This is a genomic window from Paracoccus sp. DMF-8, from assembly GCF_029309835.1.
GTDB lineage: Bacteria > Pseudomonadota > Alphaproteobacteria > Rhodobacterales > Rhodobacteraceae > Paracoccus.
Window position 1 is genome coordinate 473,904 of record NZ_JARJHL010000017.1, and the last position, 25,053, is coordinate 498,956.

A 25,053-nucleotide genomic window follows, 5' to 3' on the forward strand; every position below is an offset into this window, starting at 1 on the left:
TCAGCCCCCCAGCGTGGCGACCAGAACCGCCTTGATCGTGTGCAGCCGGTTCTCGGCCTGGTCGAAGACGATCGAGGCCGGGCTTTCAAAGACCTCCTCGGTCACTTCCATGCAGTCGAGCCCGAACTCGTCCTTGATCTGCTGGCCGACGGTGGTTTCGGTGTTGTGGAAGGCAGGCAGGCAATGCATGAATCGGGCGCGCGGGTTGCCGGTTTTTTTCATCACCTCGGCGTTGACCTGATAGGGCATCAGCAGCTTGATGCGGTCAGCCCATTTCTCCTTGGCCTCGCCCATCGAGAGCCACACGTCAGTATAGACGAAATCCACCCCTTTCACGCCCTCGTCGACGGAATCGGTCAGCGTGATCCGCGCCCCGGTGTCCTTGGCGACGGCATTTGCATAGTCCTGAATCTCGGCCGTCGGCCACAGCGTCTTTGGCGCGCAAAGCCGCACGTCCATGCCCATCTTGGCGCCGCCGATCAGCAGGCTGTCGCCCATGTTGTTGCGGGCATCGCCAAGGAAGCAATAGGACACCTGACGCAGCGGCTTTTCGGCATGTTCCTGCATGGTCAGGAAATCGGCGAGGATCTGGGTCGGGTGGAACTCGTCCGTCAGCCCGTTGTAGACCGGCACGCCGGACCAGTCGGCCAGCGTCTGCACCACTTCCTGCCCGAAGCCGCGGTATTCGATCGCGTCGTAGATGCGGCCCAGCACGCGGGCGGTGTCCTTGACGGTTTCCTTGTGGCCCATGTGGTTGCCGGACGGCCCCAGATAGGTCACGGTCGCGCCTTGGTCATGCGCCGCCACCTCGAAGCCCACGCGGGTGCGGGTGCTGTCCTTCTCGAAGATCAGCGCGATCTCCTTGCCCTTCAGCTTCGGCACTTCGGTTCCGGCGTATTTCGCCGTCTTCAGATCGGCCGAAAGCTTCAGAAGGAAACCGATCTCTGCCAGGGTGAAATCGCGGAGGGTCAGGAAATGGCGGTTTTTCAGGTTGAACGACATTCGGTGCCTCCTCAGACGGCGTCGCGGATGGTGGGGCAGGACATGCAGTGGCTGCCGCCGCGGCCGCGGCCCAGCTCGGCGCCCGGAATGGCGCGTACATCGATGCCGGCGGCCTTCAGCGCCGCGTTGGTGTCGTCGTTGCGGTCATAGCCGATGACCACGCCCGGACGCAGGCAGAGCACGTTGTTGCCGTCATTCCACTGTTCGCGCTTGCGTTCCTCCTCGGTGTTGCCGCCGGTCGCGACCAGTTCCAGCGACTTGTAGCCCAGGACCTCGGCCACGATCTCGAAGATCGGGCGCGGATCGTGGCGGAACTCTATCGCCGCCCCGCCCTTGCCGGGGCGCAGGTCATAGCAGACCAGTTCCTCGGCCACTTCGCGAAAGGTCGTGACCACGTTGCCGCCGCAGAGGTAAAGATCGTGTCCAGGTGCATCGCGGCGCGCGATTTCGGGATGGCAAAGGCCAGAACCCGCTGGGCGGCGCCCTTTTCGAACAGCGCGATCGCCAGTTGCCCGGATGCCCTGCGGTGAAGACCGCTCGCCCATGCCGACCAGCACCGTACCATTGCCGACCGGCATGATGTCGCCGCCTTCGACGGTCGCCAGCCCGTGACCCACGCCGGGATCGCCGAAGTAGATCTCGGCCTTGCCGGCGAACTTGGGGTGGAACTTGTAGATCGCGGTGTTCAGCAGCGTCTCGGGGCGCCGGGCCGGCCAGTGCATCGGGTTGACCGAGACCCCGCCATAGATCCAGGCCGAGTTGTCGCGGGTGAAAAGCGCGTTGGGCAGCGGCGGCAGGATCAGGCCCTGATGGCCAAGATAGGCCCCGAACAACCCGCTGGGCTTGAACGGCAGATCGCCGGTCGCCAGCCCGCCCAGCAGGTATTCCGCCAGCTTCGCGCCGGGCAGCTCCTCCATCCAAGCCCGCAGTTCGGCCAGCATGCCGACGCCGACCTGATCGCGGTTGATGCGGTGGTCCAGCACATACTTGCGCCCCTCGGCCAGGTCCAGCGTCTCGGCCAGCAGGTCGTTCACGTCCAGCACCTCGACGCCCTCGTCGCGCATGACGGATGCGAAGACGTCATGGTCCTTCTGCGCCTGCTTGACCCAGAACACATCGTCGAACAGCAGTTCCTGGCAATTGTCGGGCGTCAGCCGGCGGTGAGCAAGGCCGGGCCGGCATACGATGACCTGACGCAGCTTGCCGGTTTCAGAGTGAACTCCAAGCGTTTGATCGGACACGGTTTCTACCTTTCCTTACAGAAGTGCGGCGACAGTGAGAGCCGCCGTGATGAAGACCAGCAGGATCAGCATCAGCGGCCAGATGAAGGCCAACCAGCGGATGTAGGACACATGCGCGATGGCAAGGCCGCCGACTACGACCGCGAAGGTCGGGTTGATCAGGTTCACCAGCCCGTTGGCAGACTGGAAGGCCGTGACCACCAGGTCGCGCCCGACACCGGCGAAATCGGCAAGCGGCGCCATGATCGGCATCGACAGCACCGCTAGCCCCGAAGAGGACGGCACGAAGAAACTCATCCCGACCTCGATCCAGAACATCAGGTTGATGAAGGCCAGATCGCCAAGGCCGCCCAGCGACTGTTCCGCACCGTCCAGGATCGTGTCGGCGATCAGCCCGTTGTCCATGATCACCACGATACCGCGGGCAAGACCGACCACCAGAGCGACGCCCAGAAGATCGCGCGCGCCATCGACGAAGCTGCCGGTCAGCTTTTTTTCGCCCAGCCGTCCCACCAAACCGATGACGATGGCCGATCCGAAGAACAGCGCACCCATCTTGTCCATCCACCAGCCCTGGCTGGAGACGCCCCAGATCATCGCCGCAAAGGTCAGCGCAAAGATGATGAGGACGACCTTCTGTGTGCCTGTCAGGGTGGCATCTTCCATATTGCCGAACCCCGCGTGCAGGAACAGCCTGCGATGCGCATCGGCCTGGCCCGCCACGATCGAGCGGGACGGATCGGTCTTGATCCGATGCGCATAGCGCATGACATAGGCCGCACAGATCACCAGCCCGCCCAGCAGGATCACGACGCGAAGGATCATGCCTTCGGTAAAGGGAATGCCCGCCGCATTGGCCGCGATGACAGTGGCAAACGGGTTGATGGTGGAACCCAGCACGCCAATACCCGCACCGATCAGGATCGTGGCCACCCCCGTCACCGCATCATAGCCCGCGGCGATCATCACCGGGATAAGGATCGCGTAAAAGGCCAGCGTCTCCTCGGCCATACCATAGGTCGTGCCGCCAAGCGCAAACAGCGTTACATCAGGATCGGGATCATCCAGATCTCGCGCCCCTTCATCGCGGTCATCGCCGTCTTGATCCCTGTGTCGATCGCGCCGGTCGCATTGACCACGCCAAGAAAGCCGCCAAGGAACAGCACGAAAAGTGCCACATCGATGGCGTTCGCCTCATAGCTGTCGGGGTCATAGAAACCCGCGACGGGTGCCAGCATCACCTCGACAAAGCCCTGCGGATTCGCCTCGACCGTCTTGAAAGTGCCTGCCACGGCCACTTCACGGCCGATTTCCTCGTTCATCACGCGGTCATACTGGCCTGCGGGGATGATCCAGGTCAGCGCGGCGACAAAGATGATCAGCAGGAAAAGGATCGTGTAGGCAGTCGGAAAACGGGATGCGAGACCATGGGCGGGATCGCTTTCCGATGCGCCCGGATCGCCGCTTGGCGCGTTCTGATCTGTCATGGCTGGTCTCCCTACGGTTAACTCCGATGTGCAAATCTCAACCCAAAGCTATCGAGGCTTGACGCCAAATCAAATTGCTCGATGCTGAGGCAGCAGACAATTTGAGATGGTCAAGTCCTCAATGCTGATCGATTGCTCTGCCTGACTGGGCTTTTGCGCTTGAAAGCACGGGCGATTGCACCGGTCCATGATGCAGATCAAGCCGGCGCGACTCCCCGACACTGTTCCCGCCGCAACCCGCGTGCGGTCGCCGGCGCGTGGGGCCAAAACATGAGGAAGCGACAGGAAATGACGAGCGGCTACGAAGGGATGAATGTCGTAGGAGGGCCAAAGACAGGCATCCTCGTCAGCGCGGCCATTGATAGCCAGCAGAAGGCATGCTGATGCGGGTTTCCGACCCACATTCCCGCCCCGCAGCCGATTGCCTTGCCGATCTGGAAGCCCGCCTCGCGGGCCTGACCACGTCCGAGGCGGAAGAACGGCTCGCCGCCCACGGCCCGAACCGCCTGCCCGAAGCAAAGTCGCGGGGGCCACTTTTGCGGTTTCTGGCCCAGTTCAACAACGTGCTGATCCAGGTCCTGCTGGCAGCGGCGGTGGTGACGGCGTTCCTGAACCACTGGATCGATACTGGCGTCATCCTTGCCGTGGTTCTGGCCAACGCCGTGATCGGCTTCGATCCGGAGGGCAAGGCCGAAACCGCCATGGCCGCGATCCGCGGCATGCTGGCACCGCGCGCGGCCGTCCTGCGCGACGGGCAGCGCCAGTCGGTCGACGGGGCCAGCCTTGTTCCCGGCGACATCGTGCTGCTGGAGGCCGGCGACAAGGTTCCCGCCGACCTGCGGCTGATCGAGGCCCGCGGGCTGGCCGCGCAGGAGGCGATACTGACCGGCGAATCCGTCGCGGTGGAAAAGACGCCCGATCCGGTTGCCGCCGCAGCCCCGCTGGGCGACCGCAGATCAATGCTGTGGTCGGGCACGCTGGTGACGCAGGGAACCGCGCGGGGGCTGGTGGCGGCCACGGGCTCCAGCACCGAGATCGGGCGCATCGGCGGCCTGCTGGCAGGGGTCGAGCAACTGACCACGCCGCTGGTCGCGCAGATGGACCACTTCGCGCGCTGGCTGTCGTTCCTGATCCTGCTGGCCTCGGCGCTGCTGCTGGCCCGGGGCCATTTCGTCGGCCACGAGCCGTTCCCGGACCTGTTCATGACCGTGGTCGCCATCGCTGTGTCGGCAATCCCCGAGGGCCTGCCGGCGGTGATGACGATCACGCTGGCCATCGGCGTGCAGGCCATGGCCCGGCGCAATGCCATCGTGCGCCACCTGCCCGCAATCGAGGCGATTGGCTCGGTCTCGGTCATCTGCACCGACAAGACCGGCACCCTGACCCGCAACGAGATGGTGGTGGTGACGGCCGAAACCGCCGAGGGGGTCTTTCAGGTCTCGGGTGAGGGTTACGCGCCCGAGGGTCGGATCGACCCGCCGGGGGACCTGCGCCCCCTCGCCCGTGCGGCGGCGCTTTGCAACGATGCGGCGCTGGTCGAAAAGGGCGGGCAATGGCTCATCGAGGGCGACCCAATGGAGGGGGCGCTGCTGGTTTTCGCCGGCAAGATCATGCAAGACACGCCCCGCGCCCGGCTTGACGCGATCCCCTTCGACAGCCGCCACCGCTTCATGGCGGTGCTGACCGATGGGCCCAAGGGCCGCATCACCCATGTCAAGGGCGCGCCGGAACGGGTGTTGCGCATGTGTGCGGGGCTGGACCTGCAGGCATGGCACGACCGTGCCGAGGCGATGGCCCGGCGCGGCCTGCGTGTGCTGGCGCTGGCTGAACGCGCCGAGACCACCGGCCGGATCGACGCCCCCGCGCTGGAGGGCGGCCTGAGCTTTCTGGGGCTGGTCGGCCTGATCGACCCGCCCCGCCCCGAGGCGATCGCCGCCGTAGCGGAATGCCGGGCCGCCGGGATCCGGGTCAAGATGATCACCGGCGACCACGCCGGCACCGCTGCCGCCATCGCAGCCCAGATCGGGCTGGTGAACCACGCCCGTGTGCTGACCGGCGCCGACCTGGACAAACTGGACGATGCGCAACTGGCGCTGGAGGTCGCGGGCGTCGATGTCTTTGCCCGCACCAGCCCCGAGGACAAGCTTCGCCTTGTCACCGCGTTGCAGGCCAACGGCCTGACCGTCGCCATGACCGGCGACGGCGTCAACGACGCGCCCGCGCTCAAGCGCGCCGATGCGGGCATCGCCATGGGGCTGAAGGGCTCGGAAGCGGCGAAAGAGGCCGCCGACATGGTGCTGGCGGATGACAATTTCGCCTCGATCGCGGCGGCGGTGCGCGAGGGGCGCACGGTCTATGACAACCTCAAGAAGGTCATCAGCTGGACCCTGCCCACCAACGCGGGCGAGGCGCTGGTGGTTATCGTGGCGCTTGTCGCCGGCATGGCGCTGCCGCTGACACCGGTGCAGATCCTGTGGATCAACCTGATTACCAGCATCACCTTGGGCTTTGCCACGGCGTTCGAGCCGACCGAGGCGGTCACCATGTCGCGCCCCCCGCGCCCGCGCGCCACACCGATCCTGTCGGGGGGGCTGGTGTGGCATGTGGTGCTGGTGGCGGCACTGTTCCTGGCGGCGGCCTTCGGGATGTTCACCTACGCGCTGGACCAAGGCTATTCCTTGGCGCTGGCGCAGACAATTGCGATGAACACGCTGGTGGTGCTGGAGATCTTCCACCTGTTCTTCATCCGCAACATCCACGGCACCTCGCTGACATGGGATGCGGTCAAGGGCACGCGCGTGGTCTGGGCTGTCGTCATCATCATCACCGCCGCGCAATTCGCCGTCACCTACTTGCCGCCCTTGCAGGCCGTGCTCGGGACTGAACCCGTACCGCTGGCCGACGGCCTGCTGATCGTCGGAATCGGCGCTGCGTTCTTTGCCCTGATCGAGATCGAGAAGCAGATCAGGCTGGGGTTAACGCGATGATCGGGCCGCAGGCCAAGGACTGCGGAGAGGCCGGACGGATTGTCATTTCCGTGCCGTATCTGGTGCCTACACTTCGCGGCGCCACCGCGTCACCCCGAAAAAGCGATGCCCGGAGGGTGAAGCGTGGGGCTGCGCTTGTATTGACGATTCCCCACGAATAACATCGGCATTCAAGGATGCCGCGGCGCAGCAAGTGAGGGCAGGCGTGAAACAGAAACCGAAATACCTTGTTCCGACCATTCTGGTGGTCGCGGCGGTTGCGGCCTATTTTGCCTGGACCAAGCTGGACACGCCGGCGCTGCCTGAGGGCATCGTGGGCGCGAATGGCCGGATCGAGGCGACCGAGATCGACATCGCCGCGCTGACCGGCGGGCGTATCGCCGACATTGCGGCGGCCGAAGGTCAGGTCGTCAATGCGGGCGATGTGCTTGTGCAGATGGATGTCGTCCAGCTCAACGCCCAGAAACGCCAGGCCGAGGCACAGCTGCGCCGGGCCAGTATCGCTATCGAGACTGCAAAGGCCATGGTCGCCCAGGCCGAGGCACAGGAGCGCGCGGCAGAGGCTGCGGTGGATCAGGCGCAGGCCATGGCCGATGCCGCCGCCCAGAAGCTGGCCCGTTCGGAACAGCTGGTGAAAACGAACGCGGTCTCGCAGCAGGTTCTTGACGACGACCGCGCGAAGGACCGCGAGGCAAAGGCGGGCGTCGCCGCGGCCGAGGCTTCGCATGCGGCAGCTCTCGCCGGGATCACTTCGGCCCGGGCGCAGGTGGTGGACGCCGAGGCCGCGATTGATGCGGCAAAGGCCTCGATCGATTCCATCACGGCCTCGATCGACGATGCGACGCTGGTCGCCCCCCGTAGCGGTCGTATCCAGTATCTTGTCGCACAGGAAGGCGAGGTCGTCGGCTCGGGGGGCCGGATCCTGAGTCTTGTCGATCTGGGCGATGTCTACATGACGGTGTTCCTGCCCACATCGCAGGCGGGGCGGGTTCAGATCGGGTCCGAGGTGCGCCTGACCTTGGATGCAGCCCCCGGTATCGTGATCCCGGCGACGGTTTCCTATGTGGCGGATGTGGCGCAATTCACCCCCAAGACGGTCGAGACGGCGGAAGAGCGTGAGAAGCTGATGTTCAGAGTTCGGGCAAAAGTCGATCCAGAGCTGCTTTCCCGCTATGTCGCCTATGTGAAGACCGGCCTCCCGGGCATGGCCTATCTGAAGACGCTTCCCGATGCCGAATGGCCGGCCTCGCTTGCCAATGTCGTGAAATGACCGGGGCAGACCAGCCGCCGGTCGCATCGGTCAGTGACCTGATCCTGCGTTACGGCAAGGTTACTGCGCTGGACAGGGTGACGCTGGACATCCCCGCCGGCATGATGGTGGGGCTGATCGGTCCCGACGGCGTTGGAAAGTCCAGCCTTCTGTCGCTGCTTGCCGGGGCGCGCGTGATCCAGGACGGCGGCGTGCATGTGCTGGGGGGCGACATGCGCGACGCCGGACACCGGAGCCGGGTCTGCCCGCGCATCGCCTATATGCCGCAGGGGCTGGGCAAGAACCTGTACCCGACGCTTTCGGTCGAGGAGAATCTGGAGTTCTTCGGCAGGCTCTTTGGCCATGACAAGGCCGAAAGAGATCGCCGCATCCTTGACCTGCTGACAGCGACCGGCATGTCGCCGTTCCGCGACCGTCCGGCGGCAAAGCTTTCCGGTGGCATGAAGCAGAAGCTGGGCCTTTGTTGCGCGCTGATCCATGACCCGGACCTGTTGATCCTTGATGAACCGACGACCGGCGTCGATCCCCTGTCGCGCCGCCAGTTCTGGGATCTGATCGACAGCATCCGCGCCACGCGCCCCGACATGAGCGTGATCACGGCCACCGCCTATATGGAGGAGGCCGCGCGTTTCGACTGGCTGGTGGCGATGAACGCCGGCAAGGTGCTGGCGACGGGCACGACGGCAGAGCTTCTGGCGCGCACCGGCGCGGCCGATCTTGACCGCGCCTTCATCGCGCTTTTGCCGGCGGCCGATCGCGGTGACGATCAGGAGGTGGTGATCCCACCGCGCGATGCAACCGATGGCGAGATTGCCATCGAGGCCGAACACCTGACCCAAAGGTTCGGCGATTTCACCGCCGTCAACGACGTCAGCTTTCGCATCGCCAAGGGCGAGATCTTCGGCTTTCTCGGCTCCAACGGCTGCGGCAAGACCACGACGATGAAGATGCTGACCGGCCTTCTGGAGCCGACCGAGGGCATCGCCCGGCTGTTTGGCCACGAGGTCGATGCCCGCGACCTGGCGGTGCGCCGCAGGGTCGGATTCATGAGCCAGGCCTTCTCGCTTTATTCGGAACTGACGGTGCGGCAGAACCTGGAACTGCACGCCCGGCTTTTCGCCCTTGAGGAGGCGAAGATCCCCGCGCGGGTGGCCGAGATGGCGGAGAGGTTCGACCTTGGTGACGTGGCGGACGCGCTGCCCGAAGCGCTGCCCTCGGGGATCCGGCAGCGGCTTTCGCTGGCCGTGGCCCTGATCCACGGACCAGAGATCCTGATCCTTGACGAGCCGACTTCGGGTGTGGACCCGGTCGCGCGCAACGGCTTCTGGCGCATTCTGGCGGACCTGTCGCGCAAGGATGGCGTGACGATCTTCGTCTCGACCCATTTCATGAACGAGGCGGAATGGTGCGACCGCATCTCGCTGATGCATGCCGGAGAGGTGCTGATCAGCGACACGGCCGAGGCGATCAAGGCCTCGAAAGGCTGCGAGACACTGGAAGATGCCTTTGTCGCCTATCTGCAAGAGGCGATCGACAAGACCGCACCGCCACCCGCCCCTGCGCCCGAAGCAGCCAATCAGGCCGCGCCCGCCGCCGCACCTGCCCCACCGCACCCGCAGCGGAGATCCAGCCTGCGCCGCCTTCTCAGCTATTCGCGGCTGGAAAGCCTGCAACTTCAGCGTGACCCGATCCGGCTGGCGATGGCGCTTGTCGGCAGCCTGCTTTTGATGGTGGCGATCGGCCTTGGCATCAACATGGATGTCGAGGATCTTACCTTTGCGGTTCTGGACCGTGACCAGACCACTGCCAGCCGGGACTATGTCGCCGACATTGCCGGATCGCGCTATTTCACCGAACGGCCCGCGCTTCAGGGCTATGACGACATGGACGCAAGGATGCGGGCGGGCGAGATCAGCCTGGCGATCGAGATTCCTGCCGGCTTTGCCGCGGATGTGGCGCGCGGCCGCACGGTCGAGATCGGCGCCTGGTTCGACGGTGCCAACCCGACCCAATCCGGCACGGTGCAGGGCTATATCCAGGGAATGCACGGCGACTGGATCACGCGCAAGATGCGCGAGGCGCTTGGCTCGGCCGCTCTGGCCGGCGATTTCGAGCTTGTCACCCGCTACCGCTACAACCCGGATGTGAAAAGCATCGTCGCCATGGTGCCGGCGGTCCTGCCCATGCTGCTCTTGATGATCCCGGCCATCCTGACCACCTTGTCGGTGGCCCGGGAGAAAGAGCTTGGTTCGATCATCAATTTCTACGTGACCCCGGTGACGCGGCTGGAATTCCTTCTGGGCAAGCAGCTGCCATATATGGCGCTGGCCATGGTGAACTTCGTGCTGATGATGGCGATGGCAGTTTTCGTCTTCAGGGTGCCGTTCACCGGCAGTTTCATCGGCTTTTCCATGTCCGCGCTGGTGTTCGTGACGGCCAGCACCGCGCTTGGCTTTCTGGTGTCGGTATTCATCTCCAGCCAGGTTGCAGCCTTGTTCGCGACGACGCTGCTGACGATGATTCCCGCGGTGTCCTATTCCGGTCTGATCGACCCGGTATCTTCGCTGGAAGGGTTCGGGCGTGCCATCGGCGAGGTCTATCCGGCCACATGGTTCATCACGGCGGCCCGCGGTGCCTTCTCGAAATCGTTCGGCTTTGTTGAACTGATCCAGCCGACGCTGGCGATGGCGGCCTCGGTTCCGATCATCCTGGGGTTGAGCGTGTCCTTCCTGAAGAAGCAGGAGAGGTAGCGCCATGAACCTGAAGAACGTCCGAAACCTCGGGGTGAAGGAGCTGCGCGGGCTGTGGCGCGACTGGATCATGCTGGCGCTGATCGTCTATTCCTTCAGCCTGTCGGTCTGGACTTCGGCCAATTCCAGCCCGGAGACGCTGAGCAATGCCGCGATCTCGATCGTCGACGAGGACCAGTCGCAGCTATCGTCGCGGATCGTCTCGGCCTTCTATCAGCCCTATTTCGTGCCGCCGAACCTGACTACCGCCGCCGAAATCGACACCAGGATGGATGCGGGCCTGGATACTTTCGCGCTGAACATTCCACCGGATTTCCAGCGCGATGTGCTGGCGGGCAAGGCACCGGCGATCCAGCTGAACATTGACGCGACACGGATGAGCCAGGCTTTCACCGGCGGCGGCTATGTCAGTCAGATCGTGTCCAGCGAGGTCTCGGAATTTGTCTCGGGGTATCGGGCGCAAAGCACGCTGCCCGTCGAACTGGCCCTTCGCGCCCGCTATAACCCCTCGCTTGATCCCGGCTGGTTCGGGGCCATCAACAGCGTTATCCAGTCGATCACCATGCTGTCGCTGATCCTGACCGGATCAGCCCTGATCCGGGAAAAGGAACATGGCACGGTCGAACATCTTCTGGTGATGCCGGTCACGGCGACCGAGATCATGCTGTCCAAGATCTGGTCGATGGGGCTGGTGGTTCTGCTTGGCTCGACCTTCTCGCTGACGGTGGTGGTTCAGGGGCTGATGAATGTGCCCGTCGCGGGATCGGTGCCGCTTTTTCTTGCCGGGGCGGTTCTGATGATGTTCGCCATGACCTCGATGGGGATATTCATGGCCACGGTCGCCGGCACAATGCCGCAGTTTGCGCTTCTGATGATGATGGTTCTCATCCCGCTGCAGATCCTGTCCGGCGGCATGACCCCGCGCGAGTCGATGCCGGAGTTCATCCAGACCATCATGCTGGCGGCACCGAATACCCACTTCATCATCCTGTCGCAGTCGATCCTGTTCCGGGGGGCCGGGCTGGAGGTGGTCTGGCCGCAGCTTCTTGCGCTGGCGGTGATCGGGGCGGTGCTGTTCTGGCTGGCACTCCGGCAGTTCCGGGCCTTCCTGCGCTAGGTTCTGTGGACATTTACCTGATCCACAGGACGATGGCGGCGATGGTGACGACGGCGAGGTAGTTTCTGGCGGTTTTCTCGTATCGCGTTGCGACCCTTCGGAATTGCTTGAGCTTGGAAAAGCAGCATTCGATGAGGTGCCTCTGGGCGTAGAGATGCTTGTCGAGGGGATGTTTGCGCGCCCGGGACGGATTGTTCGGGATGACGGCGAGCGCCTTCTTGCGGGCGATGATTTCGCGCAGGCGGTCGCTGTCGTAGGCGGTATCCGCCATGACCACCCCGGCGGGCAGGTCGGCGATCAGTGCCTCGGCCTGGGGGGCGTCTCCCTGCTGCCCGCCGGTCAGGGTGAAGCGCACCGGGCAACCAAGGCCGCGCACCGCCAGGTGCAGCTTGGTGCTCAGCCCGCCGCGGGATCGGCCAAGGGCCTGATCTTCAGCCCCTTTTTTCCACCCGAAGCGTGCTGGTGGGCGCGGATGATGGTGCTATCCACGATCAGGTATTCGAAGTCGGGATCCTCCGACATCGCCGCGAAGATCCGCCACCAGACGCCCTTCCGGCTCCACCGGCTGAAGCGGCGGAACATGCTGTTCCACGACCCGAACACCTCAGGCAGGTCGCGCCATGGCGAACCTGTCCGCACGATCCATAGCACCGCCTCGACGAACATGCGATTGTCTCGCCCGCTGCTGCCGCGCGTCCGCTCGTCCCCGATGATATGTGCGGCAATCCGATCCCATTGCCCGTCCGAAAGCACCAGCCGATCCAAGATCCCCATGGCAAGCCTCCCCGCTATGGAAAACTTGAATCACGCCCAGAAACCTTTGGGAATCCCTAGAGTCCACACAACCTAAGGGGCGCGCCCAGATAACGAAAAGTTGCGCTGGGAGCAGGGGCGCATGGTTTGCCTTTCGCCGCCCGGCGTGCAGATAGACATATCGAACCCATGGGACGGTTGGCGAACCCGCCGGCCTTCCGGCAATCGAAAGGTGGAAACATGGCTCAGCGTGACATGACATTTCCCGCGATGGCGCAGACTGCGGAATACATGACAGATGCCTGGCAGCGTTCGGTGCTTTTCCTTGACGTGATGCGCGAACGTGCCGCCCAGTACGACGCCCATACCAAAGATCCGGCGCCCAATGTCCTGAGCTATGATGCCGAACTGGTCCTCGATGCCCGCAGTTTCGACCCGCCGGTGAACTATCTTCTCTATCGGATCGTCCCCCCTGAAGACGTAACCATCGACCCCCTGAAACGTCCCTTCGTGATCGTCGATCCGCGCGCGGGTCAGGTTTCGGGCATCGGCGGCTTCAAGGCCGACAGCGAGGTGGGCGTCGCGCTGAAGGCGGGCCATCCGGTCTGGTTCATCGGCTTTCTGCCCGAACCGGTTCCCGGCCAGACCATCCTTGATGTCACCAATGCCCAGGCAACCTTTCTGGAAACGGTAGTCGCGCGCCACCCCGAGGCCGAGGGCAAGCCCTGCGTCATCGGCAATTGCCAGGCCGGTTGGGCGGTGATGATCCTTGCCGCCCTGCGGCCCGAGCTTTTCGGCCCGATCATCGTTCCCGGAACGCCTCTGTCCTACTGGGCGGGCGTGCATGGCAAGTATCCGATGCGCTATGCCGGCGGCCTCATGGGCGGAACCTGGCTGACGGCACTGGCGGGCGATCTGGGGGGCGGCATCTTCGATGGCGCCGCGCTGGTCCAGAACTTCGAGGCGCAGGATCCGGCGAACACCTTCTGGACCAAGCAATACAATCTCTGGTCGAAGATCGATACCGAGCCCGAGCGTTACCTTGGGTTCGAGAAGTGGTGGAATGCCCTGGTCACGCTGAATGCCGGGGAAATGCAGTGGATCGTGGACGAGCTTTTCGTCGGCAACCATCTTGCGGCCGGCGATATCCGAACTGCGGATGGCACTGCCATCGACCTGCGCGCGATCAACTCGCCCATCGTCGTCTTCTGCTCGAAGGGCGACAACATCACTCCGCCGCAGCAGGCGTTGGACTGGATCCTTGACCTTTATGACAGCGAGGACGACATCCGCGCCTGGGGGCAAACCATTGTCTACACGGTGCACGACCATATCGGCCATCTGGGCATTTTCGTCTCGGGCCAGGTCGCACGCAAGGAACATGACGAGTTCGCCCACAACATCGACCTGATCGACGTGCTGCCCCCCGGTCTTTACGAGGCGGTGCTGACCCCGAAGGAGGCGGCCGGAGTCAATGCCGATCTGGTCAAGGGCGACTGGGTGATGCGTTGCGAGGCGCGCACGCTGGATGACATCCGCGCGCTTGGCGGCAACGACCTTGAGGACGAGCGCAAGTTCGAGACGGTGGCACGGCTCTCCGAGATCAACCTGGCACTTTACCGCACCTTCGCCCAGCCCTTCGTGCAGGCCTTCACGACGCCATCCTTCGCCGAGGCGACGCGCAGGTTCCACCCGCTGCGACTGTCCTACGAGATGTTCTGCGCCGGCAACCCCTGGATGCGGCAGGTCAAGGGACTGGCAGAAAGTGTGCGCGAAAAACGCGAACCTGCCAGCCCGGACAACCCCTGGCTCAACATGCAGGAGATGACATCAACCGCCATCGTTCAGGGTCTTGACGCGATGCGCGACGCGATCAACTGGACATCCGAGGCCAGTTTCCACGCCATTTATGGCAATAGGGCCTTGCAGGCGGCGCTAGGCGTCGACACATCCTCGACAGAGCGCCCGCGCAAGCCCGCACATACCGGGCTGCATGACGAACTGGTCAGGCGCCGCGACGAGGGGCTGCGCCGAAACATGACGGAGGGTGGTCCTGTCGCGGCAGTGGTGCGGGCGCTGATCTGGGTCGGCATGTCGGGCAGGGTCGTCGACGAACGCCAGTTCGCCGAGATCGCACGATTGCGCCGGACCCATCCCGAAAGCAGCGCTTTGACGCTGGCCGATTTCAAGCAGATGGTGCGTGAACAGCTTCAGATGCTGCTTCTCGACGAAGAGGCGGCGCTTGGGGCCATTCCCGGTCTCATGCCCGAATCCGGCGACCAGCGCCGCATGGCGCTTGACACCATCCGCGAGGTGGTCGAGGCCAGCGGCGCGCTGGACCACAAGGCGCGGCAGCGGCTGAACCGGATCGCCAGCCTTCTTGGCATCGGACCCGCAGCGATCGACAAACGCAAGGCATCCTGAACGGACACCCCATGGACGAGCTTCACGACAAGCACCAGCGCCTGATTGCCGCGGCCCGCGACGGCTCGCCCGCCTTGACCGTCGTCGCACATCCTTGCGACGAGACCTCGCTGCGCGGCGCGATGGAGGCGGCGGCGGCACATCTGATCGAGCCGGTTCTGGTGGGGCCGGAAGCCCGCATCCGCGCCATCGCCGCCGAACACGGCATCGACCTTGCCGGGCGGCAGATCGTCGATGCGCCGCACAGCCACGCCGCCGCCGCGCAGGCGGTGGCCCTGATCCGCGCCGGCAAGGGCGAGCTTTTGATGAAAGGCAGCCTGCACACCGATGAGCTGATGAAGGAAGTCACCGACGCAACCACCGGCCTGCGCACCGAACGCCGGATCAGCCATGTCTTCATCATGGATGTGCCGGGCCACCCCGAGACGCTGTTCATCACCGATGCAGCGATCAACATCTTTCCCGATCTCGACAGCAAGCGCGACATCGTACAGAACGCCATCGACCTGTGGGCGGGCATCGGGCTTGGCACACCCAAGGTGGCGATCCTGTCGGCGGTCGAGACGGTGACGACGAAGATCCCCTCGACGATCGAGGCGGCTGCGCTGTGCAAGATGGCCGAGCGGGGACAGATCACCGGGGGCCTGCTGGATGGCCCGCTGGCCTTTGACAACGCCATCGATCCCGAAGCGGCGCGCATCAAGGGCATCGGCGGCCCGGTTGCCGGCCACGGCCAGATCCTTGTCGTTCCCGACCTCGAAGCCGGAAACATGCTGGCAAAGAACCTGATCTTCCTGTCCCGCGCCGATGCAGCCGGGATCGTGCTGGGCGCGCGCGTGCCGATCATCCTGACCTCGCGCGCCGACAGCGTCCGCACCCGCATGGCCTCCTGCGCGGTGGCGGCGATCTATGCCAATGCGCTCCGCAGGAAGGCCGGCGTCTGATGGACGTGATCCTGGTCGTCAACGCGGGGTCGTCCAGCCTGAAGTTCCAGTCCTTCGGTCTTGTCGATGGTGGATTGCAGCGACGTGTGCGCGGCCAGGTCGACGGGATCGGAGTCAGGCCCCGGCTCAGGATCGTCGATGCGGCAGGCGTTGTGCTGATCGACCGCAGCCATGAGGCCGCCGAAATCCCCGACCTGCCAGCCGCAATTGGCGTCCTGCGGGACTGGTTGAAGACCCGCAAGGGCATCACCCTGCGCGCCATCGGCCACCGGGTCGTGCATGGAGGGCCGGATTTCGACCGCGCCGTGCTGATCGACGAGGATATCCTGAACCGGCTCTCCCGCTATCAGACTCTGGCGCCCCTGCATCAGCCGAACAATCTGGCGCCGATCCGCCTGGCCATGGCGATCGCGCCCGACGCCCCGCAGGTCGCCTGTTTCGACACGGCATTCCACCGCCACCATGCCGAACATGTCAACTGCTATGCCCTGCCGCGCGCCTTCTACGACGAAGGCATCCGCCGCTACGGCTTTCACGGCCTCAGCTACGAATACATCGCGCAGGCCCTGTCCGAAACCGCGCCCGAGATCGCCGAGGGCCGCGTCATCGTCGCCCATCTGGGCAGCGGCGCCTCGATGTGCGCCTTGCAGGGTGGTCGCAGCGTCGAGACGACGATGGGGTTCACCGCGCTTGACGGCCTGCCGATGGGCACCCGCCCCGGCCAGCTCGACCCCGGCGTGGTGCTGCATCTGATCGAGGAAAAAGGCATGACCCCGGCCGAGATCACCCGCCTCCTCTATCGCGAGGCGGGGCTGAAGGGCCTTTCGGGCATCTCCAGCGACATGCGCGACCTTCTGACCAGCCCCGACCCGCGCGCCGCCCTTGCCATCGAGCATTTCGCCTATCGCTGCGGCCTCCACGCCGGCCAGTTGGCCGCGGCCCTCGGCGGGCTGGACGCCTTCGTGTTCACCGCCGGAATTGGCGAACATTCGCCCGAGATCCGCGCCCGCATCGCCGCGCGCCTGGCCCGGCTTGGCGCCGAGATCGACCCCGCTGCCAATGCCGCTGGCGCAACCTGCATTTCCACCCCCGCGAGTCGCCTCCCGATCCTTGTCATCCCTACCGACGAAGAACGGATGATCGCGCGCCACACCATTGCACTGACGAGCGGCACCACGTGATTTCGGTGCCTGTGATCATGTAACTTCCGAACAGCTCTTCCCTGGGCTTGCGTGTTCCTGCAATGCTCCTAATTGCCCCTTCCCGTCCCGATTCCCAGCTCCGCCGATCTGCAATTTGTACTCCCAGATTGAGCTACCCCCCGAAAATCGGACAGTGGCGAAAGCTATGATCTGACATCTGCTGGCCTCCAAGGACGAGGAGACCAGGGAACGACGCACGGCGCATTCGATCCTCGCGCTCGAGGATTGTGCCGTCGCGACTTCCGGCGACTACCGTCACCGCGTCGAGGTACGAGGGCAGAGCCTCTCGCATACCATGTTCTCCAGGCAGGCGGGGACACGGCGGCGCGCCTGCGCCTCGACGCGCTGTTTCGATGCGCGAGGCGGAGGGCATCCGACCCCGTGCAATCGGCGCCCTGTTCGGCGGCCCGATATCCGGCCTCGCGCACCGGTTCGGGGCGCGTCAGATCGCCGCCGTCGCTCTGCGTCGCCATCGCCGGCAACGTCTGGGCGACCGGCGACAGGGGCGCGTCAGCCCCGCGGCTTCGGCCGGCGGATCGGGTCGGACAGGAGCCTGAGCCCGTTCAGCACGACCAGCACCGTTCCGCCCTCGTGGCCGATCACCGCCAAGGGTAGCGGCAGGTCGAAGAACAGGCCGCCGATGACCAGCACCAGCATCGCGCCGATGGCGAAGACCAGATTCTGGCGGATGACGGCGGAAGCACGGCGCGATAGACGGTGCGCGTCGGCCAGCCGCTCCATGTCCTCGGACAGCAGCGCCACATCGGCCGCCTGAAGCGCGACCTCCGACCCGGCGGCACCCATGGCGATGCCGACATCGGCGCGGGCGAGCGCCGCCGCGTCGTTCACGCCGTCGCCGACGAAGGCAACCTTTCCGTCTCGGGTCAGCTCTGCAATCCGGCGCACCTTGTCCTCGGGCAGCATCCCGGCATGGATCTCGTCAGGCACAAGCCCCAGCTCGCCGCCGATCCGCAGCGCCACCGGGCGACGATCCCCGGTCATCATAACGATGCGGCGAACCCCGCCGCGGCGCAGGGCGGCCAGGGCGGCGGCCGAACTCGGCCTCGCCTCGTCCGCGACGCAGACGGCGCCGAGGACCCTCTGGCCGCGCCCCAGATAGACTACGGTCTGCGCCGTATCCGCCAGCACCTGCAACGCGGCATGGTCGATCCGGGCGCCCATCTCCTCGGCCAGATAGGGGTTGCCGGCCCAGAGGGGGCCGTCCTCGTCCCGTCCGAGGATGCCGAACCCGGGCCGTGCCGTTGCGTCCACGACCTTCGCCGCCGCAAGCCCGCGCGCCCCGGCCTCGCGGGCGATGGCGGCAGCGATATGGTGTTCCGACCCGGCCTCCAGCCCGGCCAGCAGCGACAGGAACCCGGCCTCGTCGCCGTCGAGCGCCACCACCCGCGTCACCGCCGCGCGGCCGGTGGTCAGCGTTCCGGTCTTGTCGAAGGCGAAGGTTTCGACACTCGCCAGGGTTTCCAGCGCCGCCCCGCCCTTGAAGAGCACGCCGCCGCGCGCCGCCGCCGACAGCGCCGACAGGATCGCGGCCGGGACCGAGATGACGATGGCGCAGGGGCTGGCCGCGACCAGCAGCGTTGCCGCCCGGTAGAGCGCCTGTTCCCAGTCGCGGCCCATCCACCAGAAGGCGGCGAAGGCGATCACCGCCCCGGCCATGACCGCGACCGTATAGCGCTGCCCGAACCATTCGCTGAACCGCTCGGAGGGGGCGCGGGCGGCCTGCGCCTCGGTCACCAGCCGGATCATGCGGGCGATGGTGCTGTCGCCGACCGTGTTCGTGACGGTCATGTCCATCACGCCGTCGAGATTGACCGTAGCCTCGAAGACCTGTGCGCCCGCCTCCTTCGATACGGGCATGGATTCGCCGGTGATGTTGGCCTCGTCGATGCCGCCGCGCCCGGTGAGAACCACGCCGTCGCTCGGCACCCGTGCGCCGGGCCGCAGCACCACCACGTCGCCGACGGCCAGTTCCCCGGCGGCGACTTCCTCGACCGCGCCGCCCGCGGTTCTGCGCAGCGCCGTCTCGGGGCGCAGCGCCATCAACGCCTCGATGGCCCGCCGCGCCCGGCCGAGTGCCCGCTCCTCAAGCGTGGTGGAGATGCTGAACAGCGTCAGCAGCACCGCGCCCTCGAACGGTGCGCCGACCACCGCCGCAGCGATGGCGGCGGCGATCATCAAGAGGTCGATGTCGAGAACATGCTCGCGCCACAGTTCCGAAACCGCGCGCCAGGCGGTCGGAAACCCGCCCGCCAGATAGACCAGCGCCAGCCCCGGAGCCAGCAAGGCGCCAAGAATCTCGTGCGCCGGCCACCGTCCGGCCACGGCCATCGCCATGCCGAGTACTGTGGCGAGCGAGAGGACCAGCGACAGGTCAACGGGCAGGGATCGCTTCATGTCAGGCTCCTGGCTGGCACAAGTGCTGGCTGGGTTCGAGAATCGTTCATGTGGGCTTCTTGCCCCGCGATGCAAGCGCCGCGATGGCGGTCCAGATGCAGGTGCGCACGGACGCTATCCTGCCGGCCCGCCGCCGACGATCGTCCACCGTGTCGAGAAGGAGCTGACTCTGATCCGCGAGGTGGACTAGGCGCCCTATTTCCAGACCGTACATGACATCGTGCAGTTTGCAAGATCGAAGGGCATCCTCTGTCAGGGCCGCGGCTCGGCGGCGAATTCCGTGGTCTGCTATCTTCTGGGCATCACCGAGGTCCCGCCCGAGAGCATCGCCCTGATCTTTGAGCGGTTCATCAGTAAGGAACGCGGCGAGCCGCCGGATATCGACGTCGATTTCGAACATGAGCGCCGGGAAGAGGTGATCCAGTGGAACTATGACCGCTATGGCCGCGAGCGCGCCGGACTGACGGCAACCGTGATCCAGGCTGCCGGCGTCGAGGTCGCGCGGGAGGTGCTGGCCGAGGCGCAGGGGGCCATCCTGCCGCTGGTGCCTTACCTCGACACCCTGCGCTGGCTGCTGATCGTCGTGGCGCTCGCCGGCATCGCCGTCACCATCCATGCCCGCATCGACGACTGGAAGCGGGGGCGGCGATGATCGCCGGGCTGGGTGCCGCACTGGCCGGATCGGCAGGAGCGCGCAGGGCGGCGGGGTTCATCCTCGCGGCCGCTGCAATCCTGCTCTTCCTGCTGAACCTTCGCCGCGCAGGCGAGCGCGCAGGCCGCGCCGCTGAACGCCCTGAAACTCGGGAGAGAAGTGATGCCGTCAATCGTCGGATGCTGGAAGCCGCCGCCCGCCGTCCCGCTGATCGTGATGCTCTGGCTGACCGGTTGCGCGGCGGGCGGTTCTGACGGCAGCGGCGCGGAGGCCTGTCCGCCGGTGGTCACCTACACCACCGCCGAACAGGTCCGCGCGGCGAGGAAGGTCGAGGCTCTGCCGGAGGGGGCGATGCTGGTCCGCATGCTCAGCGACTATGCGGTGCTGCGGGACCAGGCCAGGGCGTGCGGGTGAAAGCCGGGCCGGGTGGTGTCCCCGCGGGAAGCGCAGGGCGCCTCGACCGCAAGGCAGCGCCCGGCCCGGTTCACAGCTTCACAAGGTCAAAGAGCCGCAGGGGATTCGCTGCAGGGACATGGTGGCACGGCGGGGCCTCATCTGTCGCGCCCGCCGATGGGCACAGTTGTGCACCTGCCGGGGCGTGCCCTTCGCCATCACGGCAGTGCGGGCGACATTTCTTCGATGCCAGTCAGGATCCGGCCACGAACGCGATCCAAAAGGTCGGCGCCAGTGGAGATGTCGAAGCTCGCCGTTTCCAGCAGTGTTTCCTGACCCGTCACCCGGAACCGCGCGCGGATCCCTTCTTCGTCACCCAGTCCCGCATGGTGGGGATAAAGCAGCGTCAGCCGCGGGGCCTTGTAGAGGTGGGCATAGGCCATCATCTGATAGACGTCCGCCTGGGCGACCCCCTGTTTCGGATCGTCGATCCGGTCGGAAATGCGTTTCCACTTGGTGTCGATCACATGGGCGACCTGACCAGCGCGCCAGATCAGGATGTCGGGCTTGGTCTGAAACACCGCCCGATCATCATCAAGCGACGTCAGACAGAACAGGCGGCCACCCTGCAGGGTCACGCGGAATTCGGACCCTGCCAGCGCCCGCGCTACCAGACGGCCTATGTATTCCTCGAACAGGGCATTCATCTCGAACAGCAGTGCCGCTCCCTGCCCTGAACCGGCACTGGTGGTCTGGTATCGGTTACGCAGGAACAGCTGCGCCATTCCAAAGAGTTCCTGCCACGCGCTGTTCGTGCGGTCGATGACAACATCGTCCCACCGCAGGGCGGGGACCTGCACCTCTGCGACATCGGCATAGACGAAGGCCAGTTCCCGCAGCCGCTGCACGTTCGTCGCGTTGCGCGACATGCCCGCCAGATGAGCGATGGTCGCCTTTATGATGCGGTTGAGGGCGATATCCTCGGACAACTCGTCATAGCGGCACGCCAGGCGGCCCGGGTTTGCAATATGTCGGATGAACTGACGCGGGATATCCAGCGATCCCCGCAAGGTCGGCAGGTCGTCGTCGTGGAGGGTATAGCGCCGTGGCATGCCCCGGCGCACCGCCTCGGTCAGCTTGTCGCAAAAGATGCGGATCAGGATTTCCAGCAGCGTTTCGCGCTGCCAGTCGAGGTCGGTCATGCGTCCAGTCTGGATCTTCAGGTCGAGGGCCACCGCAAGCATGTGGACGAGGCGCTTGCGGATTTCGCGCGTCTCTTGGGCCGAGCCTTCCTTGTCGCCGACGTCGATCTTCGGCAGGATTTCCAGCGTACAGCCCGGCACCGCCAATACGCCAACCACCCCGCGTGCCCGCAAGTCGTGGCGCCTATCCTCAAGAACGCCGCCGCCGCCACGGCCGGCGAAGGGGGATGTCTTGGCCAGTGCCACTAGGCGCCGGGCAAGGTGCGGCGGAATGCACCCCTCCCCATCGCCATGGGGCACTGTCTCCCATTCGCGAACGGAGTAGGCGGGCATCAGGCCGCGAACTCGGAGAAATCGAACTGGTCCTTCACCCGCCAGCGCAGTCTTTCACCGCTGAAATCATCCGCGGCGATGCCGGGAGGCGCGGCCAGGCGGCGGGCTTCCAGAAACCGCGACGGGCCTTGCGGGCCATCGCCCAGAACGGCGGCGACCTTCGACCAATCCTCATAGAAATACTCGGACAGAAGCGGAATGACCTTGTGTCGCATGACGTCCGCGACGGCGTCGAGCGATGCGCAGCCGGTGAAATATGCATGCCCGATCTGGTGTTCGCGGTCGAAAAGGTACTCAATGCGGTCGTTGATCGTGGCAAGCAGCTTCTGCAGATTGATCCCGCTGACATTCTCGGACAGGACGGTCGGGTTCGACATCAGTTCCTTGAAGGTGAACCGACGGCGCAAGGCTGTGTCCAGCAGCGCAATCGAGCGGTCGGCCGTGTTCATGGTTCCGATGATGTGCAGGTTCTGCGGCACCCCGAAGGGCTTCTTCGAATAGGGCAAGGTCAGCTGAATTTCGTCGCGCCTCCCGAGCCGCTTATCCGGTTCCAGGAGCGTGATCAATTCCCCGAAAACCTTCGAGATATTGGCACGGTTAATCTCGTCGATGATCAGGACATGCGCAGCTGAGGTGTTGTGCTCGACCCGGACTGTGACGCCCGACGTCTGCTGCCGGCCATTCGTTCGAGGATTCGAGGACGCTGCCACTGCTGCGTCCGCAGGCACTAGCCATGCCTGGTCCGGATGACTGGCCCAGGTGGGCATGTTGTGTTTCTCCCAACCGCCGGTCGGCTCAATGCCCGTCTCCCGACCGGCGCTCACGAGGGCTTCCCGATACTGTTGGAGGGAGAAACCTTGCGGGTGTGCCTGCGCCAACTCCTGCGCGACATCCTGGGCAAGCTTCCGGAAAGTGCCATCGCGCACAGGCGGCAGTTGACCCACGGTGAACAGGTCATTTTCCAAACTCTGTTGGGGCTGACGATCTCTGTTACCTGAGGACTCAGTCTCGGGCAGCACGGACACAGCGACGTCCAGCTCTGGGGCATCAGGCATCGCTTCATCTGCATCCTGCCCGGTGCTCGCGCCATCCCTTGCACTGGCCTCTGCACGCCGAGCAACTCGCTGGAAGATCCCGGCGACAGGCTCAAGGCGGAAGCCAGCACCATTTTCCGACGGATCGTCCCCGTCGATGCCGGGTCTCAGACCCTCGACAAATTCCTCGTATGACATCGACTGGTGGAAGGTCACGAACTCGATCCGCCCCTCGGACATCAAGCGCCGGTATTCCGCCATCAACCGATCTCGGTTCTTCTCGCCGGAGAGATCAGCGGCAACGGCGTCGCCCAGACAGAGGCGAACCGCCTCCCACGCCGTCTGGTAGGTCTTGCCGGTGCCGGGCGGTCCGTAGAGGATCAGGTTGGTGGTCGCAGTCTGAACGGCGTGCGGCATGGGTTTTTCCTTCGCGGCCCCGCCCTGCGCGGGGACGAAGGTGTATTCGGTCGTGGTGCTGCGTTCCGGCCCGGACCGTGTAGGCGCCGGGACCGAGGCAAGCTTCTGGAACATCTCGCCTTCCAGCGCACGGCAGACGTTCGCCCAGTTCTTCACAAGTCCCGCCATGTCGTGCAGGTCGCCTGCACGGATCGTGACAGAAGGCTGCCCGGCCTCGCGCGCAGGTGCGATGAAGTAGTTCAGAGCGACCAGACGCGCCCGGTCTGCCCCACGCATCAGGTGGGTGTGTTGGTCGGGAAGCGGCAGCGGCGTGTCATGCTGATCGACGATGACGTAGCCCGCCGCATGCAGCCTTGCGGCCGCATCCCCTGGTTGGCTCCACCCGCCATTGAATGTGCTCGCGGCCTTCCCCAGAAGGTACCCGACAATTGGCTTCGTCGGAAAGCGCTTGTCCTGGCGCGGGCGTGTCGACCGTACCCAGAAATCCTTTGGCTCGCCGAAGCTCGAGAACGCATCGGCATGGGCACCAGACGTGCGGAACTGGTCGTAGGCGTCCATCGCACCTTCGATCCGGTCGCGAGAAAAGGCGTCATCCTCACCAACCGCTCCCTTGCGAAGGATCCGGTATCCCAGAGCCTCAAGTTTTGCGAAGGCTTGCGCCTCTCCGAAGCCATTGAAGAACTCCTTCGCTGCGAGGACGCGGCCGTCCGGAAGATGCCCCAAGGCTGCTGCGACCGTCGCCTTCGCCGGATAGGACTGCTCCTTGCCATCATCTGTGACCCAGACCTGTGGGCTGGCAAAGCCACCGCGCGCGAGGAAGGGCTTAAGGCCCAACTGATCGCACTCCCGCATCGCTGCATCGATCTCCGTGCGGGTGAGGCGGTCCACCAATGCCTGGTGCTCTGCCTTGGCGGGCACATTGGACTGCTCGGTCAGGAAGGAATGGTACAGCTTCAGGGCCTGCTGGAGGCTGGCAAGCCCCGTGCGCAAGAGACCGTCGATGGGGACAGGGGAGGGGTTGGGGCGTTCCCGCGCGTTCATCCTCGGCCGTATAGGCAAACCGGTTGAGGATGCTGTCCCGATCCTCCTGCGCGAACAACTCGTCGAGATCGCCCAGATATTGCTCCACGCGCTTTGCGCTGCTCGCCCGCGACGAGGCGGTTGCCTCCGTCTGGCCCTGAGCTACAAGCCATTTCCGGAATTCGTCCTGTTGCATCGTTTCGCCCCCTGCTCGCCGAATGGTGACGATTCCGAGTCAGGAAGCCGCGGGCAAAATCCGTCGTCGTCAATTCACCGTCTGGAACCACGGGCCGATGATGGCCGGAAGGAAGCAGGTGCGCAACTGCGAGTTGCCCGCCGCTGCGTGCGGATGCGTGATTATCCGTGCTTCTGCGGCCTTTCTGATGTCGTGTTGATGTGGCGTTGATGTA

Annotated in this window: 16 protein-coding genes and 2 pseudogenes; 10 read left to right on the top strand and 8 right to left on the bottom strand. The window is 65.0% G+C overall.

The features are described from left to right. The 4 genes from argF to PE067_RS20410 are packed head-to-tail and all read right to left on the bottom strand — an operon-like array spanning position 1 to position 3,730. Positions 1 to 1,002 (bottom strand): ornithine carbamoyltransferase, encoded by a 1,002-nt coding sequence (gene argF / locus PE067_RS20395; protein ID WP_276191576.1) that lies wholly within the window; start codon positions 1,000 to 1,002, stop codon positions 1 to 3. An 11-nt stretch (positions 1,003 to 1,013) separates the two neighbouring features. Beyond that, positions 1,014 to 2,243, bottom strand: a complete 1,230-nt coding sequence (locus PE067_RS20400; protein WP_276191577.1) for an arginine deiminase — start codon at positions 2,241 to 2,243, stop codon at positions 1,014 to 1,016. 15 nt (positions 2,244 to 2,258) lie between these two features. Beyond that, the gene (locus tag PE067_RS20405) at positions 2,259 to 3,254 is read right to left on the bottom strand and encodes a YfcC family protein (RefSeq protein WP_276191578.1); all 996 of its coding nucleotides are present in this window, start codon (positions 3,252 to 3,254) and stop codon (positions 2,259 to 2,261) included. A 32-nt stretch (positions 3,255 to 3,286) separates the two neighbouring features. Then, on the bottom strand, positions 3,287 to 3,730 hold the full coding sequence (locus PE067_RS20410; RefSeq protein WP_276191579.1) for a hypothetical protein: 444 nt from the start codon (positions 3,728 to 3,730) through the stop codon (positions 3,287 to 3,289). Positions 3,731 to 4,113: 383 nt separating this feature from the next. Between PE067_RS20410 and PE067_RS20415 the strand changes: the two genes are divergently transcribed. The 4 genes from PE067_RS20415 (at position 4,114) to PE067_RS20430 (ending at position 11,854) form a co-directional block, all read left to right on the top strand. Next, positions 4,114 to 6,717, top strand: a complete 2,604-nt coding sequence (locus tag PE067_RS20415; protein WP_276191580.1) for a cation-transporting P-type ATPase — start codon at positions 4,114 to 4,116, stop codon at positions 6,715 to 6,717. Positions 6,718 to 6,922: 205 nt separating this feature from the next. Further along, positions 6,923 to 7,987 carry an HlyD family efflux transporter periplasmic adaptor subunit gene (locus PE067_RS20420; RefSeq protein WP_276191581.1) on the top strand — a complete coding sequence of 355 codons (1,065 nt, stop codon included), beginning with the start codon at positions 6,923 to 6,925 and terminating at the stop codon, positions 7,985 to 7,987. Continuing rightward, entirely contained in the window at positions 7,984 to 10,737 is a 2,754-nt protein-coding gene (gene rbbA / locus PE067_RS20425) for a ribosome-associated ATPase/putative transporter RbbA (RefSeq protein ID WP_276191582.1), read from the top strand. Before PE067_RS20420 ends, rbbA begins: the two co-directional genes overlap by 4 nt. 4 nt (positions 10,738 to 10,741) lie before the next feature. Continuing rightward, positions 10,742 to 11,854, top strand: coding sequence for an ABC transporter permease (locus tag PE067_RS20430; protein WP_276191583.1), 1,113 nt, complete (start codon positions 10,742 to 10,744; stop codon positions 11,852 to 11,854). Positions 11,855 to 11,867: 13 nt separating this feature from the next. On the opposite strand, the gene PE067_RS20435 is transcribed toward PE067_RS20430, so the two are convergent. After that, a protein-coding gene (locus PE067_RS20435) for an IS5 family transposase (protein ID WP_156506959.1) occupies positions 11,868 to 12,628 on the bottom strand; the annotation gives its coding sequence in 2 pieces (ribosomal slippage) (positions 11,868 to 12,301 and positions 12,301 to 12,628; 762 coding nt in all). Positions 12,629 to 12,847: 219 nt separating this feature from the next. Between PE067_RS20435 and PE067_RS20440 the strand changes: the two genes are divergently transcribed. From PE067_RS20440 to PE067_RS20455, 4 genes and pseudogenes are all read left to right on the top strand, one after another. Beyond that, positions 12,848 to 15,031, top strand: a complete 2,184-nt coding sequence (locus PE067_RS20440) for a TerB family tellurite resistance protein (protein ID WP_068767960.1) — start codon at positions 12,848 to 12,850, stop codon at positions 15,029 to 15,031. 11 nt (positions 15,032 to 15,042) lie between these two features. Continuing rightward, on the top strand, positions 15,043 to 15,975 hold the full coding sequence (locus PE067_RS20445) for a phosphate acetyltransferase (RefSeq protein ID WP_068767959.1): 933 nt from the start codon (positions 15,043 to 15,045) through the stop codon (positions 15,973 to 15,975). Further along, complete coding sequence (locus tag PE067_RS20450) at positions 15,975 to 17,156, top strand: acetate/propionate family kinase (RefSeq protein WP_276191585.1); 1,182 nt, start codon at positions 15,975 to 15,977, stop codon at positions 17,154 to 17,156. Before PE067_RS20445 ends, PE067_RS20450 begins: the two co-directional genes overlap by 1 nt. 208 nt (positions 17,157 to 17,364) lie before the next feature. After that, positions 17,365 to 17,475 (top strand): annotated as a pseudogene (locus tag PE067_RS20455) (FAD:protein FMN transferase); the annotation flags it as partial. A gap of 212 nt (positions 17,476 to 17,687) precedes the next feature. Here the strand turns inward: PE067_RS20455 and PE067_RS20460 are convergent. Further along, positions 17,688 to 19,592, bottom strand: coding sequence for a cation-translocating P-type ATPase (locus tag PE067_RS20460; protein WP_068767957.1), 1,905 nt, complete (start codon positions 19,590 to 19,592; stop codon positions 17,688 to 17,690). 151 nt (positions 19,593 to 19,743) lie between these two features. On the opposite strand from PE067_RS20460, the pseudogene PE067_RS20465 reads away from it, so the two are divergent. Together PE067_RS20465 and PE067_RS20475 are read left to right on the top strand one after the other, a co-directional pair. Continuing rightward, a pseudogene (locus PE067_RS20465) lies at positions 19,744 to 20,244 on the top strand (hypothetical protein); the annotation flags it as partial. A gap of 162 nt (positions 20,245 to 20,406) precedes the next feature. After that, a complete protein-coding gene (locus PE067_RS20475) occupies positions 20,407 to 20,658 on the top strand; it encodes a hypothetical protein (RefSeq protein ID WP_276191587.1) in 252 nt (83 codons plus the stop codon). 197 nt (positions 20,659 to 20,855) lie between these two features. Here PE067_RS20475 and PE067_RS20480 read toward each other — a convergent pair whose 3' ends face one another. Together PE067_RS20480 and PE067_RS20485 are read right to left on the bottom strand one after the other, a co-directional pair. Next, on the bottom strand, positions 20,856 to 22,085 hold the full coding sequence (locus tag PE067_RS20480; RefSeq protein WP_276191588.1) for a restriction endonuclease: 1,230 nt from the start codon (positions 22,083 to 22,085) through the stop codon (positions 20,856 to 20,858). Positions 22,086 to 22,171: 86 nt separating this feature from the next. After that, positions 22,172 to 24,664 (bottom strand): AAA family ATPase, encoded by a 2,493-nt coding sequence (locus PE067_RS20485; RefSeq protein ID WP_276191589.1) that lies wholly within the window; start codon positions 24,662 to 24,664, stop codon positions 22,172 to 22,174. Between the last annotated feature and the right edge of the window lie 389 nt (positions 24,665 to 25,053).

Coding starts and splice junctions, on each gene's coding strand:
- PE067_RS20415 (WP_276191580.1), top strand. CDS start 4,114: ATGCGGGTTTCCGACCCACATTCCCGCCCCGCAGCCGATTGCCTTGCC.
- PE067_RS20460 (WP_068767957.1), bottom strand. CDS start 19,592: ATGAAGCGATCCCTGCCCGTTGACCTGTCGCTGGTCCTCTCGCTCGCC.
- rbbA (WP_276191582.1), top strand. CDS start 7,984: ATGACCGGGGCAGACCAGCCGCCGGTCGCATCGGTCAGTGACCTGATC.
- PE067_RS20410 (WP_276191579.1), bottom strand. CDS start 3,730: ATGACAGATCAGAACGCGCCAAGCGGCGATCCGGGCGCATCGGAAAGC.
- PE067_RS20475 (WP_276191587.1), top strand. CDS start 20,407: ATGCCGTCAATCGTCGGATGCTGGAAGCCGCCGCCCGCCGTCCCGCTG.
- PE067_RS20430 (WP_276191583.1), top strand. CDS start 10,742: ATGAACCTGAAGAACGTCCGAAACCTCGGGGTGAAGGAGCTGCGCGGG.
- PE067_RS20450 (WP_276191585.1), top strand. CDS start 15,975: ATGGACGTGATCCTGGTCGTCAACGCGGGGTCGTCCAGCCTGAAGTTC.
- argF (WP_276191576.1), bottom strand. CDS start 1,002: ATGTCGTTCAACCTGAAAAACCGCCATTTCCTGACCCTCCGCGATTTC.
- PE067_RS20405 (WP_276191578.1), bottom strand. CDS start 3,254: ATGGCCGAGGAGACGCTGGCCTTTTACGCGATCCTTATCCCGGTGATG.
- PE067_RS20440 (WP_068767960.1), top strand. CDS start 12,848: ATGGCTCAGCGTGACATGACATTTCCCGCGATGGCGCAGACTGCGGAA.
- PE067_RS20485 (WP_276191589.1), bottom strand. CDS start 24,664: ATGAACGCGCGGGAACGCCCCAACCCCTCCCCTGTCCCCATCGACGGT.
- PE067_RS20445 (WP_068767959.1), top strand. CDS start 15,043: ATGGACGAGCTTCACGACAAGCACCAGCGCCTGATTGCCGCGGCCCGC.